General features: G+C 56.1%; 12 protein-coding genes, 1 tRNA gene and 2 other RNA genes. 12 read left to right on the top strand and 3 right to left on the bottom strand.

Translation table 11 applies throughout. The features are described from left to right. Positions 1-150 precede the first annotated feature (150 nt). The gene (locus V1599_RS03675) at positions 151-2,430 is read left to right on the top strand and encodes a molybdopterin guanine dinucleotide-containing S/N-oxide reductase (RefSeq protein WP_395301556.1); all 2,280 of its coding nucleotides are present in this window, start codon (positions 151-153) and stop codon (positions 2,428-2,430) included. Here the strand turns inward: V1599_RS03675 and V1599_RS03680 are convergent. After that, a complete protein-coding gene (locus V1599_RS03680; RefSeq protein WP_112011953.1) occupies positions 2,393-2,839 on the bottom strand; it encodes an N-acetyltransferase in 447 nt (148 codons plus the stop codon). The two genes, V1599_RS03675 and V1599_RS03680, sit on opposite strands and share 38 nt — an antisense overlap. Then, the gene (gene tag, locus V1599_RS03685; RefSeq protein ID WP_297120199.1) at positions 2,817-3,398 is read right to left on the bottom strand and encodes a DNA-3-methyladenine glycosylase I; all 582 of its coding nucleotides are present in this window, start codon (positions 3,396-3,398) and stop codon (positions 2,817-2,819) included. Before tag ends, V1599_RS03680 begins: the two co-directional genes overlap by 23 nt. 160 nt (positions 3,399-3,558) lie before the next feature. Here tag and V1599_RS03690 point away from each other — a divergent pair, with 160 nt between their 5' ends. The 11 genes from V1599_RS03690 to dppF all read left to right on the top strand — a co-directional run bounded on the left by V1599_RS03690 (position 3,559) and on the right by dppF (position 14,462). Then, the gene (locus tag V1599_RS03690) at positions 3,559-4,263 is read left to right on the top strand and encodes an autotransporter domain-containing protein (protein ID WP_297120201.1); all 705 of its coding nucleotides are present in this window, start codon (positions 3,559-3,561) and stop codon (positions 4,261-4,263) included. Between the two features lie 239 nt (positions 4,264-4,502). Continuing rightward, positions 4,503-5,705: an MFS transporter gene (locus V1599_RS03695; protein WP_395301044.1), complete on the top strand. Its 1,203-nt coding sequence runs from the start codon at positions 4,503-4,505 to the stop codon at positions 5,703-5,705. Between the two features lie 261 nt (positions 5,706-5,966). Further along, on the top strand, positions 5,967-7,658 hold the full coding sequence (gene eptB, locus V1599_RS03700; protein WP_395301045.1) for a kdo(2)-lipid A phosphoethanolamine 7''-transferase: 1,692 nt from the start codon (positions 5,967-5,969) through the stop codon (positions 7,656-7,658). A gap of 89 nt (positions 7,659-7,747) precedes the next feature. Continuing rightward, positions 7,748-7,824, top strand: a tRNA-Pro gene (locus tag V1599_RS03705). Positions 7,825-7,856: 32 nt separating this feature from the next. After that, a non-coding RNA gene (locus V1599_RS03710) (RtT sRNA) lies at positions 7,857-7,989 on the top strand. A 32-nt stretch (positions 7,990-8,021) separates the two neighbouring features. Further along, positions 8,022-8,154, top strand: a non-coding RNA gene (locus tag V1599_RS03715) — RtT sRNA. Between the two features lie 620 nt (positions 8,155-8,774). Beyond that, complete coding sequence (gene dppA / locus V1599_RS03720) at positions 8,775-10,382, top strand: dipeptide ABC transporter periplasmic-binding protein DppA (RefSeq protein WP_112011959.1); 1,608 nt, start codon at positions 8,775-8,777, stop codon at positions 10,380-10,382. A gap of 159 nt (positions 10,383-10,541) precedes the next feature. Then, complete coding sequence (gene dppB, locus V1599_RS03725; protein ID WP_112011960.1) at positions 10,542-11,561, top strand: dipeptide ABC transporter permease DppB; 1,020 nt, start codon at positions 10,542-10,544, stop codon at positions 11,559-11,561. Positions 11,562-11,570: 9 nt separating this feature from the next. After that, complete coding sequence (gene dppC, locus V1599_RS03730) at positions 11,571-12,473, top strand: dipeptide ABC transporter permease DppC (protein WP_112011961.1); 903 nt, start codon at positions 11,571-11,573, stop codon at positions 12,471-12,473. A 10-nt stretch (positions 12,474-12,483) separates the two neighbouring features. Next, positions 12,484-13,467 (top strand): dipeptide ABC transporter ATP-binding protein, encoded by a 984-nt coding sequence (dppD, locus tag V1599_RS03735; protein ID WP_112011962.1) that lies wholly within the window; start codon positions 12,484-12,486, stop codon positions 13,465-13,467. Beyond that, complete coding sequence (dppF, locus tag V1599_RS03740) at positions 13,464-14,462, top strand: dipeptide ABC transporter ATP-binding subunit DppF (RefSeq protein ID WP_297120211.1); 999 nt, start codon at positions 13,464-13,466, stop codon at positions 14,460-14,462. Before dppD ends, dppF begins: the two co-directional genes overlap by 4 nt. 43 nt (positions 14,463-14,505) lie before the next feature. On the opposite strand, the gene coaA is transcribed toward dppF, so the two are convergent. After that, positions 14,506-15,456: a type I pantothenate kinase gene (coaA, locus tag V1599_RS03745; RefSeq protein ID WP_112011964.1), complete on the bottom strand. Its 951-nt coding sequence runs from the start codon at positions 15,454-15,456 to the stop codon at positions 14,506-14,508. Positions 15,457-15,743: the final 287 nt, after the last annotated feature.

Raw genomic sequence — 15,743 nt, forward strand, 5'->3', positions numbered from 1 at the left:
GGATACGGAGAAAATTCCGGGTATAACTCTGAAATTTGTGACAAACCTTTAACAGCCTCAGCAAGAAGGCCGTAAAACCTGCAGACAACCAGGAGCGCACGCTTGAGCACCTCAATAAAAACGATTTTGACCGCCGCCCACTGGGGGCCGATGCTGGTCGAAACGGACGGCGAAAATGTGCTGTCATCCCGCGGGGCGCTGCCCACGCAGCACCCCAATTCTCTGCAAACCGCGGTGCGCGACCAGGTACACAGCAAAACCCGCGTGCGCTGGCCGATGGTACGTAAAGGTTTTTTAGCCTCCCCGGACAAGCCGCAGGGCGTTCGCGGGCAGGATGAATTTGTGCGCGTGAGCTGGGACGACGCGCTTACGCTTATTCACGCGCAGCATAAGCGCATCCGCGACGGCTACGGCCCGTCCTCCATCTTTGCTGGCTCTTACGGCTGGCGCTCTAACGGCGTGCTGCATAAGGCATCGACCCTGCTGCAGCGCTACATGAGCCTGGCGGGCGGCTATACCGGCCATCTGGGGGATTACTCAACCGGCGCGGCGCAGGCGATCATGCCGTACGTCGTCGGCGGGAATGAGGTTTACCAGCAGCAAACCAGCTGGCCGCTGGTGCTGGAACATACTGACGTGGTGGTGCTGTGGAGCGCCAACCCGCTCAACACGCTGAAGATTGCGTGGAACGCGAGCGACGAGCAGGGCATTGGTTACTTTGACGCGCTGCGTAATAGCGGCAAGTGCATTCTTTGCATTGACCCGATGCGCTCAGAAACGATGGATTTCCTCGGCGACAGCGCAGAGTGGATAGCGCCGCACATGGGCACCGACGTGGCGATGATGCTGGGCATCGCGCATACGCTGGTTGAAAACGACTGGCACGATGCGGATTTCCTTTCGCGCTGCACCACGGGCTTCGACAGGTTTGCGGATTACCTGACGGGTCAATCCGACGGCACGGCCAAAACCGCCGAGTGGGCGGCGGAGGTTTGCGGCGTTAGCGCTGATAAAATTCGCGAACTGGCAGCCTTATTCCACAACAATACAACGATGCTGATGGCCGGCTGGGGAATGCAGCGCCAGCAGTTTGGCGAACAAAAACACTGGATGCTGGTGACGCTCGCGGCGATGCTCGGCCAGATCGGCACGCCGGGCGGCGGCTTTGGCCTCTCTTACCATTTTGCCAACGGCGGAAACCCAACGCGCAAGGCGGCGGTGCTGGCTTCGCTTCAGGGCTCGGTGGCGGGCGGCGTGGACGCGGTCGATAAAATTCCGGTCGCGCGCATCGTTGAGGCGCTGGAAAACCCCGGCGGGTTCTACCAGCACAACGGGCTGGATCGCCACTTCCCGGATATTAAGTTTGTCTGGTGGGCGGGCGGCGCAAACTTTACCCATCATCAGGATACCAACCGCCTGATCCGCGCCTGGCAGAAGCCGGAGCTGATTGTGATCTCCGAGTGCTTCTGGACCGCGTCAGCCAGGCATGCGGACATCGTCCTGCCGGCAACGACGTCGTTCGAGCGTAACGATCTCACCATGACCGGGGATTACAGCAACCAGCATATGGTGCCGATGAAGCGCGTGGTGGCGCCGCGCGACGACGCGCGCGATGACTTTGAGGTGTTTGCCGAACTGAGCGAGCGCTGGGAACGCGGCGGGCGCGAGCGCTTTACCGAGGGCAAAACGGAGATGCAATGGCTGGAAACGTTCTATCAGATTGCCGGCCAGCGCGGTGCCGCGCAGGGCGTCACGCTGCCGCCGTTTGCCGAGTTCTGGGAAAAGAATGCCCTCTTCGAAATGCCTGAAAGCGAGCAGAACGCGCGGTTCATTCGCTTCGCCGATTTCCGCCGCGACCCCGAGGCGCATCCGCTGAAAACCGAAAGCGGGAAGATTGTGATTTATAGCGACCGCATCGCCAGCTTTGGCTATGCCGACTGCCCGCCTTACCCCGCGTGGCTGGAGCCGGACGAGTGGCACGGCAACGCCCAGCCGGACCAGCTTCAGGTGCTCTCCGCCCATCCGGCGCATCGCCTGCACAGCCAGCTTAACTACTCGTCGCTGCGCGAGCAGTACGCGGTCGCCGGGCGCGAGCCTGTCACCCTGAATGCAGAAGATGCGAAAGCGCGCGGGATTGAAAGCGGGGACGTGGTCCGCGTCTGGAACGCGCGCGGCCAGGTGCTGGCGGGCGCGGTGGTGAGCGAGGGGATTAGGCCCGGCGTGCTCTGCATTCATCAGGGGGCCTGGCCGGACCTGGAGCCGAGCGAAGGCGGCATTTGTAAAAATGGCGCGGTTAACGTGCTGACCAAAGATCTCCCCAGCTCGAAGCTGGGGAACGGCTGCGCGGGGAATACGGCGCTGGCGTGGGTTGAGATGTATACCGGGCCTGAGCTTACGCTAACGGCGTTTGATCCGCCTCCCACCTCATGATCCAGGTGGGGTGCTGAGTGTCATCCTGCCAGGCGCTGTCTTCAATGCGAAACCCCTGGGAGTGGTAAAAATTCACCGCCCGCACGTTCTTCTGGTATACCTCAAGGCTTAAATTTGGGTAGCGCTGCTGAACATGATTCAGCAGCGCGCGCCCGATGCCTTTGCCGATGAATGCCGGCGCGACGAACAGCGCGCCGACGAAATGCAACTCCATCACGCTGACAAAACCGCGCGGTTTTCCGTCCTCTTCCCATACCCAGGTTTCAGCGGAGGGAAGGTAGATGTCCCGCACCATGGCTTTATTCTCTTTCCAGTAGCCAGCGTCGATAAACGGATGCGCTTCGGTGGTGCTTTCCAGCCACAGGCTTAGAAGCGGCGCGGTGTTTTCATTTTGCCATTTGCGGATCATGCTGGTCTCCGGGGTAACACATGCAGCCGGTGATGTGGTCGTTCACCAGGCCGCACGCCTGCATGAAGGAGTAACAGATCGTGGACCCCACAAATTTGAATCCTCTCTTTTTCAGCGCCTTAGAGAGCGCGTCTGACGCAGGCGTGGAGGTGGGGATTTCAGCCAGCGTGGCGGCACGCGTGACCTGCGGCGCGTTGTCGACGAAGGACCAGACAAACGGTGAGAATGGTTCTCCGTTTTGCTCCATGACAAGGTACGCGCGAGCATTTCCGATAATGGCCTGGATTTTGCCGCGGTGGCGGATGATGCCGGTATCCTGAAGCAGCCTCTCCACGTCCTCTTCGGTCATCGCCGCAACCGCGGCAGGATCAAACTGGTGGAAGGCGTTGCGATAGTTCTCTCTTTTTTTCAGCACCGTGATCCAGGAGAGGCCCGCCTGCTGGCCTTCCAGGCAAATCATCTCGAAGAGTTTTTGGCCGTTAGTTTCCGGCACGCCCCATTCCCTGTCGTGATAGTCGATATATAGCTGATCCTGGCTTACCCAACCGCAACGCTGCATAGGTTATCTCCGTTATTAATCTCGAAACCGCAAAAAAATCAATCGACCCGGCTTGACGTGTTTGCTAAAGAGACAATAGTTAATACAGGGCTATCTGTCCTCATACCTCTTTCTACAACGACAAATATCGCCGAACTCGGCTCTCTCTGGAGTCGCTTTGATGATGATAAAAAAAATCAGTGGTCACCGAGCTGTTTTAAGCCTGGTGGGATCCTTAGCATGTGCTTTTTTTTCTAACGCAGCGTCTGCCTGGCAACAGGAATATATCGTTTCGGACCCCCAAAGTAATACGTCAGAACGCTATACATGGGACGCCGATCACCAACCGCGCTATGACGATATTCTTGCGGAGCGTATTCGCTCGTCGCAAAGCGGTGCGGGATTTGCCTTCAGCATGCCTTCTGGAAGCGCGGCGGAAGATACGTCAGCCATGAGCCTGGGATGGAATTTCCCGGTTTCCCAAAACGTGACGACCGGACCGGTAGCCGCCTGGCGCTACGACGGGACGCCGCCAACCATGATGAACGAATTTGGCGATAGCGTGACGACGCAATCGCTCACCGATCCGCTCTGGCATGCCAGCGTCAGCTCGCTGGGCTGGCGGGTGGATTCGCATTACGGCGACCTGCGCCCCTGGGCCCAAATTAGCTATAACCAGCAGTTTGGCGAGAACCAGTGGAAATCGCAGTTCGGCATGTCGCAGTCGCCCGCTGCCCAGCAGTACGGCAGCTGGACGGATGTGAGCGTGGGGGCGGACATGCTGCTCAATACGCATATGGCAGCGTATGCCTCTTTGTCCCAGGGGGATAACACCGCGACGGGGGAAAATGTGCTTTACAGCCTGGGCGTGAGTGCCAAATTCTAAAAATGTTAATTTACTAATTGCCATGATAACATTTGATCTACAATAGTGGCCGGGGTTTCAGCGATAGCGCTTACTAACATTTTGACGTTTCGCTCCCCCGGCAAGGTCATTCATTCCCGATTCCAAGCATTTCATTCCGTCTCTCCTGCACTTCACGCCGTTTTACCCCACCGGATTTAGGGTTTTGTATATCGTTGTCCTCAGCGAATTTCCTTAATTTCTCTTGCAGGACAACTGCCATGAACACATCAACATATAACCGCACCCGCTGGCTGACGCTATTTGGCACCATTGTTACCCAGTTTGCGCTGGGGTCGGTTTACACCTGGAGCCTGTTTAACAGCGCCCTTTCAGACAAACTCGGTGCTCCCGTAAGCCAGGTGGCGTTCTCCTTTGGTCTGTTAAGCCTCGGTCTGGCGATCTCTTCCTCCGTAGCCGGGAAACTTCAGGAACGATTTGGCGTTAAGCGCGTGACGATGGCCTCCGGGATTTTGCTCGGCTTGGGCTTCTTCCTGACCGCGCACTCCAGCAACCTGATGATGCTGTGGCTGAGCGCCGGGGTGCTGGTAGGTCTGGCAGACGGCGCGGGGTATCTGCTGACGCTCTCCAACTGCGTGAAATGGTTCCCGGAGCGTAAAGGGTTAATCTCGGCATTTGCGATTGGTTCGTATGGCCTGGGCAGCCTCGGGTTTAAATTTATCGACTCCCAGCTGCTGGCCTCCGTTGGCCTCGAAAAAACCTTCATGATCTGGGGCGCGATTGTGCTGGTGATGATTCTGTTTGGCGCCACGCTGATGAAAGATGCGCCCCAGCAGGAAGTGAAAACCGTGAACGGCGTGGTAGAGAATGACTTCACGCTGGCACAATCCATGCGTAAACCGCAGTACTGGATGCTGGCGGTGATGTTCCTGACGGCCTGCATGAGCGGCCTGTACGTGATCGGCGTAGCGAAAGATATTGCTCAGGGCATGGTCAAACTTGATGCGGCAACGGCTGCTAATGCGGTAACGGTAATCTCTATCGCCAACCTGTCTGGCCGCCTGGTGCTGGGCATTCTGTCAGACAAAATGTCGCGTATCCGGGTGATTACGCTGGGGCAGGTGGTTTCTTTGGTAGGGATGGCCGCGCTGCTGTTCGCTCCGCTTAACGAAGCCACGTTTTTCGCCGCGATAGCCTGCGTGGCCTTTAACTTCGGCGGAACGATTACCGTCTTCCCGTCGCTGGTGAGCGAGTTCTTTGGCCTGAACAATCTGGCGAAAAACTACGGTGTGATTTACCTCGGCTTCGGCATCGGCAGCATTTGTGGATCGCTCATTGCCTCGCTGTTCGGCGGCTTCTACGTGACCTTCTGCGTGATATTCGCCTTGCTTATTCTTTCGCTGGCGCTATCGACGACGATTCGCCAGCCGCAGCGCGAGGTGTATAACGAAGCGCATGCGTAATGCGTCATTTAAAAAGGCCGGGTTTCCGGCCTTTTTATTGTCTGGAAAAATAAATCTGGTCAATATTCCCTCCCCCAGACATCCCTTTTTTGTAAAAAACTGTACCGATCACACTCTGCGCTGCCACTTTTCACGTTTGCTGTGGTCTACTTACCACGCTTGCTGACGTTTCTGATAACGATTCCCTGAGCGCATATTTACGCTGTCCACTTTTAATACAAAAGTTGGCGGTGGTTCTGTCCCTTTTTCCGGGTTGCTTGCATGAAATACATTAAATCGATGGCGCAACAAAAGCTCTGCTTTTTGCTGGCGTTGTACATCGGCCTGTTTATGAATGGCGCCGTTTTTTTCCGTCGGTTTGACGGTTACGCGCAAGATTTTACCGTCTGGAAAGGAATTGCAGCGGTTGTCGAACTGGTCGCAGCGGTGTTAGTCACCTTCTTTTTATTCCGCATTCTCTCTTTGTTTGGTCGCCGCGTGTGGCGAGTGCTGGCGACGCTTGTCGTGCTGTGCTCGGCGGGTGCCAGCTATTACATGACCTTTATGAACGTGGTGATTGGCTACGGCATTATTGCCTCGGTGATGACCACGGATATTGACCTCTCGAAAGAGGTTGTTGGCCTGCACTTCATCCTCTGGCTGGTGGCAGTGAGCGCCTTACCGCTGCTGCTCATCTGGAGTAACCGCTGCCGCTACACGCTGGTGCACCAGATCCGCACGCCGGGCAAGCGTTTTCGAAGCGTTGCGCTGGTGCTGCTGGCCGGGCTGATGGTCTGGGGGCCGATTCGCCTGCTGGACGTGAAGCAGAAGAATGACGAGCGTACTTCCGGCGTTGATATGCCGAGCTACGGCGGCGTGGTGGCGAATTCGTATCTGCCTTCTAACTGGATTTCCGCGCTGGGGCTGTATGCCTGGGCGCAGGTGGATGAGTCTTCTGACAATAAATCGCTAATGAATCCGGCGAAAAAGTTTACCTACGTTGCGCCCAAGGATATCGACGATACCTATGTCGTCTTTATTATCGGTGAGACCACGCGCTGGGATCACATGGGCATTCTGGGCTATGACCGCGACACGACGCCGAAGCTGGCGCAGGAGAAAAACCTGGTCGCCTTCCGTGGCTACTCGTGTGATACCGCAACGAAGCTCTCCTTACGCTGCATGTTCGTACGTGAAGGCGGAGCGAGCGATAATCCTCAGCGCACGCTGAAGGAACAGAACGTCTTCTCGGTGCTGCACCAGCTTGGGTTTACCTCCGATCTTTACGCAATGCAGAGCGAGATGTGGTTCTACAGCAACACCATGGCGCAGAACATTGCCTACCGCGAGCAGATTGGCGCGGAGCCGCGCAACCGCGGCAAGAGCGTGGACGACATGCTGCTGATCGACGAGATGAAAAACTCGCTGAACGGCAATCCGGACGGCAAGCACCTGATTATCCTGCACACCAAAGGGTCGCACTTTAACTACACCCAGCGGTATCCGCGCAGCTTTGCGAAATGGACGCCGGAGTGTGTTGGCGTTGATAAAGACTGCAGCAAGGAGCAGCTGATCAATTCCTTCGATAACTCGGTCACGTATGTCGATCACTTTATCGATACGGTTATTGACCAGGTGCGCGACAAGAAAGCGATAGTGTTCTACGCCTCCGATCACGGTGAGTCGATTAACGAGTACGAACATCTGCACGGTACGCCGCGTAAAATGGCACCGCCGGAGCAGTTCCGCGTTCCGATGATGGTGTGGATGTCCGACAAGTATCTGGAAGATCCGGAGAAAGCGCAGATGTTTGCTCACCTGAAGAAAGAGGCCGATATGAAGGTGCCGCGCCGCCACGTTGAGCTGTACGACACTATCCTGGGCTGCCTGGGCTACACCTCCCCTGACGGTGGGATTAACGAAAATAACAACTGGTGTAAACTCCCTGATAACACCAAAAAAGCGGTGAAGTAGCAGGTGGCGAGTTTATCGCCAAACGAACGGCTTTTTTAATTTAAGGGATTGACGGGGGCGCACCCCAGCAGTAAGATGCGCTCCGCATTCGGCGAGTAGCGCAGCTTGGTAGCGCAACTGGTTTGGGACCAGTGGGTCGGAGGTTCGAATCCTCTCTCGCCGACCACATTCAAAACCCTGCTCTTAGAGCAGGGTTTTTTGCATCTGAAGTTCAAGAGGATGAGAATCTCCGGGGAAGGAGGTTCGACTCGAGCGAAGCGAGAGAACGTTGCGTTAGCAACGGCCCGAAGGGCGAGCCGCGAAGCGGTGAGTCATCCTCTCTCGCCGACCACATTCAAAACCCTGCTCTTAGAGCAGGGTTTTTTGCATCTGAAGTTCAAGAGGATGAGAATCTCCGGGGAAGGAGGTTCGACTCGAGCGAAGCGAGAGAACGTTGCGTTAGCAACGGCCCGAAGGGCGAGCCGCGAAGCGGTGAGTCATCCTCTCTCGCCGACCACATTCTGAAAAGGGCTAACCGCAAGGTTAGCCCTTTTTGCATTAGCGCGTTAATCTTCTTGATTAAGCAAAATGTCCTTTAGCCCCGTTTCTTCCTGCCTGATACCTGTTTTGTGACATAATCCATTGTAATTTTTTATATATAGATTGATCTTTTTTCGCGTTGCTTATGGATAACCTCAGCATTTTTCGCTGTGCGTTTTAACGTTCATGGCATTTAGTGCTCAGATAATCACCATTCTGCAAGAAAGTTTACCCAATCTGAATAAAAGTTAATCACTGGATGTTGCGAAATATGAAGAGAGTTATGCTGTAGGTTACGGAGTAGCATAAATTTCCCTGCTGAAAACCGGCGTATAGAGTTTTTTTAATCTTTGTTTGCGGTTTCTCACACTCAGCGTAAATCCCCGCCACCTGTATTGACGTTTTCACATTCTGTTGACAGATTGTAGGGCACGAGGGGCATTTCAGGGACGATCTGCGCTGCAACTCCGTCGCACTTCTGAAAGGATTCTCCATCCCTTTACTGCCTTCGGGCACCACCGACCGGACCGGGTAAAAAATAAATAAAGGTCAGGCGGCGTAACACAACAAAGCAAAACATCACATTGGAGCAGAATAATGAGTATTTCCTTGAAGAAGTCAGGGATGCTGAAGCTTGGTCTGAGCCTGGTGGCCATGACCGTTGCCGCAAGCGTACAGGCAAAAACCCTGGTTTACTGTTCTGAAGGCTCGCCGGAAGGCTTTAACCCACAGCTGTTCACCTCTGGTACGACGTACGACGCAAGCTCCGTACCTATTTATAACCGTCTGGTTGAATTTAAAACCGGCACCACGGAAGTGATTCCGGGTCTGGCTGAAAAGTGGGATATCAGCGAAGACGGTAAAACCTATACCTTCCACCTGCGCCAGGGCGTGAAGTGGCAGGACAGCAAGGAATTTAAACCCACGCGCGACATGAACGCCGATGACGTGGTGTTCTCCTTCGATCGTCAGAAAAACGCGCAGAACCCGTACCACAAAGTGTCCGGCGGCAGCTATGAATACTTCGAAGGGATGGGTTTACCAGACCTGATTTCCGAAGTGAAGAAAGTGGACGATAACACCGTTCAGTTTGTGCTGACCCGTCCGGAAGCCCCGTTCCTGGCCGACCTGGCCATGGACTTCGCCTCTATTCTGTCTAAAGAATATGCGGACAACATGCTGAAAGCCGGCACGCCGGAAAAAGTGGACCTGAACCCAATCGGTACCGGCCCGTTCCAGCTGCTGCAGTACCAGAAAGACTCCCGCATTTTGTACAAAGCCTTTGAAGGCTACTGGGGCACCAAGCCGAAGATCGACCGTCTGGTCTTCTCCATTACGCCTGATGCCTCCGTGCGCTACGCAAAACTGCAGAAAAACGAGTGCCAGGTGATGCCATACCCGAACCCGGCTGACATTGCGCGCATGAAGCAGGATAAGAATATCAACCTGCTTGAGCAGGCTGGCCTGAACGTGGGCTATCTCTCCTTTAACACCGAGAAGAAACCGTTTGATGACGTGAAAGTCCGTCAGGCGCTGACCTACGCGGTAAACAAAGAAGCGATCATCAAAGCCGTTTATCAGGGCGCTGGCGTTGCCGCGAAGAACCTGATCCCACCAACCATGTGGGGCTATAACGACGACATCAAGGACTACACCTACGATCCTGAGAAAGCGAAAGCGCTGCTGAAAGAAGCGGGCCAGGAGAAAGGCTTTACCGTTGAGCTGTGGGCGATGCCTGTTCAGCGTCCATACAACCCGAACGCGCGCCGCATGGCGGAAATGGTTCAGGCCGACTGGGCGAAGATCGGCGTTCAGGCCAAGATTGTGACCTACGAGTGGGGCGAGTACCTGAAGCGCGCCAAAGCGGGTGAGCACCAGGCGGTGATGATGGGCTGGACCGGCGACAACGGGGACCCGGACAACTTCTTCGCGACCCTGTTCAGCTGTGCGGCGGCGAAAGACGGCTCCAACTACTCCCGCTGGTGCTACAAGCCGTTTGAAGACCTGATCCAGCCGGCGCGTGCGACCGACGATCACAACAAACGTATTGAACTGTACAAGCAGGCTCAGGTTGTTATGCACGATCAGGCCCCGGCGCTGATTGTTGCTCACTCCACCGTGTACGAGCCAGTGCGTAAAGAAGTGAAGGGCTACGTGGTTGACCCACTCGGCAAACACCACTTCGAAAACGTATCGGTTGAATAATCAGTAGGGTGTTCTCCCTCTCCCTTTGGGCGAGGGCAGGGGTGAGGGGCGTGCATGCATCCCTCACCCTAACCCTCTCCCGCAGGAGAGGGAATTTACATTTGTGAGCAATACAGACGTCACGCCAATGGTCGTGCGTCATCAGAGAGAATCCGGGTTATGTTGCAGTTCATCCTCCGACGTCTGGGACTTGTCATCCCCACGTTTATCGGTATTACCCTTCTCACGTTTGCCTTCGTCCATATGATCCCCGGTGACCCGGTGATGATCATGGCGGGCGAGCGCGGGATCTCCCCTGAACGTCATGCACAGCTGCTGGCTGAACTCGGACTTGATAAGCCGATGTGGCAGCAGTATCTCCATTACATATGGGGCGTTATGCACGGTGATTTAGGGATTTCGCTGAAAAGCCGTCTTCCGGTGTGGGATGAGTTCGTGCCGCGCTTTAAAGCTACGCTGGAACTCGGCGTCTGCGCCATGATTTTTGCCACCGCGGTGGGTATCCCCGTGGGCGTTCTGGCCGCGGTGAAGCGCGGTTCCATTTTCGACCATACGGCCGTTGGCCTGGCGTTGACCGGCTACTCCATGCCTATCTTCTGGTGGGGCATGATGCTGATCATGCTGGTTTCGGTGCAGTGGAACCTGACGCCGGTCTCCGGGCGCGTTAGCGACATGGTCTTCCTTGATGATACCAATCCGTTGACCGGCTTTATGCTGATCGACACGGCGATTTGGGGCGAAGAGGGTAACTTCATCGACGCGGTTGCACACATGATCCTGCCTGCGATGGTGCTGGGGACGATTCCTCTGGCCGTTATCGTGCGTATGACCCGCTCCTCCATGCTGGAAGTGCTGGGCGAAGATTATATTCGTACCGCGCGCGCAAAGGGCCTGACCCGCATGCGCGTCATCATCATTCATGCGCTGCGTAACGCGATGCTGCCGGTGGTTACCGTTATTGGCCTGCAGGTGGGCACGCTGCTGGCAGGGGCGATTCTGACCGAAACGATCTTCTCCTGGCCCGGCCTCGGACGCTGGCTGATTGACGCACTGCAGCGCCGCGACTATCCGGTGGTGCAGGGCGGCGTACTGCTGGTGGCGACGATGATTATCCTCGTCAACCTGCTGGTCGATTTGCTCTACGGCGTGGTGAACCCGCGTATTCGTCATAAGAAGTAAGGGGCCATCATGTCACACGTTTCTGAAAATAAAGTGGTTGCGGCGCCGGTCCCAATGACCCCGCTGCAGGAGTTCTGGCACTACTTCAAGCGCAACAAAGGCGCGGTGGTAGGCCTGGCCTATGTCACCATCATGATTCTGATCGCGGTGTTTGCGAACGTGCTTGCACCGTATAACCCTGCGGACCAGTTCCGCGATGCGCTGCTTGCGCCGCCTGCCTGGCAGGAGGGCGGTAGCCTGACGCATCTCCTGGGCACTGACGACGTAGGTCGCGACGTGCTGTCGCGCCTGATGTACGGCGCGCGGCTTTCGCTGCTGGTCGGCTGTCTGGTGGTTGTGCTGTCGCTGGTCATGGGGATTGTGCTTGGCCTGATTGCTGGCTATTTCGGCGGCATCGTCGATAACATCATCATGCGCGTCGTCGACATCATGCTGGCGCTGCCAAGCCTGCTGCTGGCGCTGGTGCTGGTGGCGATCTTCGGCCCCTCGATAGGTAACGCCGCGCTGGCGCTTACCTTTGTGGCCCTTCCACACTACGTGCGATTAACCCGCGCGGCGGTGCTGGTGGAAGTGAACCGCGATTACGTGACCGCTTCACGCGTGGCGGGTGCCGGCGCGATGCGCCAGATGTTCGTTAACATTTTCCCGAACTGCCTTGCGCCGCTGATCGTACAGGCGTCGCTCGGCTTCTCTAACGCCATTCTCGATATGGCCGCTCTTGGCTTCCTTGGCATGGGTGCGCAGCCGCCAACGCCGGAGTGGGGCACCATGCTCTCCGACGTGTTGCAGTTCGCACAAAGCGCCTGGTGGGTCGTCACCTTCCCGGGTCTGGCGATTCTGCTGACGGTGCTGGCATTTAACCTGATGGGTGATGGCCTGCGTGATGCGCTTGATCCCAAACTGAAGCAGTAAGAGGCACGAGATGGCGTTATTAAATGTAGATAAATTATCGGTGCACTTCGGTGACGAAGGCACGCCGTTTCGCGCCGTGGACCGCATCAGCTATAGCGTAAATCAGGGCGAAGTGGTCGGCATTGTTGGCGAATCTGGGTCCGGCAAGTCGGTAAGCTCGCTGGCGATTATGGGGCTGATTGACTACCCCGGCCGCGTGATGGCGGAAAACCTTGAGTTTAACGGCCAGGATCTGAAGCGGATTTCTGAAAAGCAGCGCCGCCAGCTGGTGGGGGCGGAAGTGGCGATGATCTTCCAGGACCCGATGACCAGCCTGAACCCGTGCTATACCGTCGGTTTCCAGATTATGGAAGCGATTAAGGTGCATCAGGGCGGTAATAAAAAAACCCGGCGTCAGCGCGCCATCGATCTGCTGAACCTGGTCGGCATCCCCGATCCGTCATCGCGTCTGGACGTTTATCCGCACCAGCTCTCCGGCGGGATGAGCCAGCGCGTGATGATCGCCATGGCGATTGCCTGTCGACCAAAGCTGCTGATTGCCGATGAACCCACAACGGCGCTGGATGTAACGATTCAGGCGCAAATCATCGAACTTCTGCTTGAGCTCCAGCAGAAAGAGAACATGGCGCTGGTGCTGATTACGCACGATCTGGCGCTGGTGGCGGAAGCCGCGCACAAAATCATCGTGATGTATGCAGGCCAGGTGGTGGAAACCGGAAGCTCGCACGATATCTTCCGCGCACCGCGCCATCCGTATACGCAGGCGCTTTTGCGTGCGCTGCCGGAGTTTGCTCAGGACAAAGCGCGTCTGGCCTCGCTGCCGGGCGTGGTTCCGGGCAAATATGACCGCCCGCAGGGCTGTCTGCTGAATCCGCGCTGCCCGTATGCCACCGATAAATGCCGTGCGGAAGAGCCGGAGCTGAACCTGCTGGCTGACGGTCGTCAGTCGAAATGCCATTACCCACTCGATGATGCCGGGAGGCCAACGCTATGAGTACGCAGCACATGCTGTTGCAGGCCATTGACCTGAAAAAACATTACCCGGTTAAGAAAGGCCTGTTTGCGCCCGAGCGCCTGGTTAAAGCGCTGGACGGCGTCTCCTTTACCCTTGAGCGCGGTAAAACGCTGGCGGTGGTGGGGGAGTCCGGCTGCGGAAAGTCCACGCTGGGCCGTCTTCTGACGATGATCGAAACGCCAACCGGCGGCGAGCTTTACTATCAAGGACAGGATCTGCTCAAGCACGACCCGCAGGCGCAAAAACTGCGTCGTCAGAAGATCCAGATTGTGTTTCAGAACCCGTACGGCTCGCTGAATCCGCGTAAAAAGGTGGGGCAGATTCTGGAAGAGCCCCTGCTGATCAACAGCACCCTGAGCAAAGAGCAGCGCCGTGAAAAAGCGCTGGCGATGATGGCGAAGGTCGGCCTCAAAACCGAACATTACGATCGCTATCCGCACATGTTCTCCGGCGGTCAGCGTCAGCGTATTGCCATCGCCCGCGGCCTGATGCTCGACCCGGACGTGGTGATTGCCGATGAACCGGTTTCGGCGCTCGACGTGTCCGTGCGCGCACAGGTGCTGAACCTGATGATGGATCTTCAGCAGGAGCTGGGGCTGTCTTACGTATTCATCTCCCACGATCTGTCAGTCGTAGAGCACATTGCCGATGAGGTGATGGTGATGTACCTGGGGCGCTGCGTGGAGAAGGGGACCAAGGACCAGATCTTTAATAATCCTCGTCACCCGTATACGCAGGCGCTGCTGTCTGCGACGCCGCGCCTGAACCCGGACGATCGCCGTGAGCGCATTAAGCTGACCGGCGAGCTGCCGAGCCCGCTCAATCCGCCTCCCGGATGCGCGTTTAACGCCCGCTGCCGTCGTCGCTTTGGCCCTTGTACGCAGCTGCAGCCGCAGTTGAAGGACTACGGCGGTCAGCTGGTGGCCTGCTTCGCGGTCGATCAGGATGAAAACGGCGAGAAGCCGCAGGCGTAAAGAAAAAAACCGGCGATAAGCCGGTTTTTTTATGACTGCAAGATTATTTTCGCAAACGAATCTGGTCGACGGCGTGTTTTTCACTCTTGGTGAGGATCAGGCTCGCACGTTCGCGCGTCGGCAGAATGTTCTCTTTCAGGTTCACGTAGTTAATCTCGTTCCACAGCCCCGTTGCCACATTGATCGCCTCTTCTTCCGAGAGCTGGGCATAGTTGTGGAAGTAAGAATCAGGGTCGGTGAAGGCGCCTTCGCGGAACTTAAGGAAGCGGTTGATATACCAGCTTTGCAGCAGCTCTTCCGGCGCATCGACATAGATAGAGAAATCCACGAAGTCAGAAACAAACACGTGATGCGGATCGTGGGGATAGTCCATGCCGCTTTGCAGAACGTTAAGCCCTTCAAGAATCAGGATGTCCGGCTGTACAACCGTTTTGTCCCCGTCCGGGATGCGATCGTAGATCAGGTGTGAATAGACGGGCGCCGTTACGTGAGGCACGCCGGATTTCAGATCGGAGACAAATTTCACCAGACGGTGCATATCATAGGAGAGCGGGAAGCCCTTCTTCTTCATCAGGCCGCGTTCTTTGAGCACTTCATTCGGGTGCAGGAAGCCGTCGGTGGTGATCAGCTCAACGCTGCGGTGCTCCGGCCAGCGGCTCAATAATGCCTGCAGCACGCGCGCGGTGGTGCTTTTCCCTACCGCAACGCTGCCCGCAATGCTGATGATATAAGGAATGCGCTGCCCGTTTGTTCCGAGGAACTGCTCGAGCACCGCCTGGCGGCGCAGGTTGGAGCTAATATAGAAGTTTAGCAAGCGAGAGAGTGGGAGATAGATTTCCGCCACTTCCTCCAGGGAGAGATCTTCGTTTATCCCCTTTAACCGCGCGATTTCACCTTCCGTCAGAGTCATCGGAACGGAATCACGCAGGGCGGCCCACTGGCTGCGGTTAAACTGAAGATAGGGTGTCATTAACGTTTGCTCTTTTTTGCTCATAAGCATGCTTCAGTGAGCCATCACAACACAGCCGGGTCATGACTCATTACAGAGTTAATTTGGACAATGGGCAGGAGGTTAACACCAGATGACAGGAATAATAAGAAAAAATATGGGAAGCGGTGCGTTACGCGTGAGCCGTCACGGTAAGGTTTATGCAGGTTAATACAGGCTTCCATGCTGAATATTTGACCTCTGATGGCTGAATTTCCAGCGCCTAACCCTCCTTTCGAATAAAATGTGAGCGAAAGAACGTTTTGTGCAATTTTTTAGTTGCATGACAGCGC

The sequence above is a fragment of the Enterobacter sp. ECC-175 genome, assembly GCF_043968675.1.
Taxonomy (GTDB): domain Bacteria; phylum Pseudomonadota; class Gammaproteobacteria; order Enterobacterales; family Enterobacteriaceae; genus Enterobacter.

What these genes read in the sequence shown, in the direction of transcription:
- V1599_RS03675 (WP_395301556.1), top strand. Translation starts at nt 151, where the DNA reads ATGCTGGTCGAAACGGACGGCGAAAATGTGCTGTCATCCCGCGGGGCG.
- V1599_RS03680 (WP_112011953.1), bottom strand. Translation starts at nt 2,839, where the DNA reads ATGATCCGCAAATGGCAAAATGAAAACACCGCGCCGCTTCTAAGCCTG.
- tag (WP_297120199.1), bottom strand. Translation starts at nt 3,398, where the DNA reads ATGCAGCGTTGCGGTTGGGTAAGCCAGGATCAGCTATATATCGACTAT.
- V1599_RS03690 (WP_297120201.1), top strand. Translation starts at nt 3,559, where the DNA reads ATGATGATAAAAAAAATCAGTGGTCACCGAGCTGTTTTAAGCCTGGTG.
- V1599_RS03695 (WP_395301044.1), top strand. Translation starts at nt 4,503, where the DNA reads ATGAACACATCAACATATAACCGCACCCGCTGGCTGACGCTATTTGGC.
- eptB (WP_395301045.1), top strand. Translation starts at nt 5,967, where the DNA reads ATGAAATACATTAAATCGATGGCGCAACAAAAGCTCTGCTTTTTGCTG.
- dppA (WP_112011959.1), top strand. Translation starts at nt 8,775, where the DNA reads ATGAGTATTTCCTTGAAGAAGTCAGGGATGCTGAAGCTTGGTCTGAGC.
- dppB (WP_112011960.1), top strand. Translation starts at nt 10,542, where the DNA reads ATGTTGCAGTTCATCCTCCGACGTCTGGGACTTGTCATCCCCACGTTT.
- dppC (WP_112011961.1), top strand. Translation starts at nt 11,571, where the DNA reads ATGTCACACGTTTCTGAAAATAAAGTGGTTGCGGCGCCGGTCCCAATG.
- dppD (WP_112011962.1), top strand. Translation starts at nt 12,484, where the DNA reads ATGGCGTTATTAAATGTAGATAAATTATCGGTGCACTTCGGTGACGAA.
- dppF (WP_297120211.1), top strand. Translation starts at nt 13,464, where the DNA reads ATGAGTACGCAGCACATGCTGTTGCAGGCCATTGACCTGAAAAAACAT.
- coaA (WP_112011964.1), bottom strand. Translation starts at nt 15,456, where the DNA reads ATGAGCAAAAAAGAGCAAACGTTAATGACACCCTATCTTCAGTTTAAC.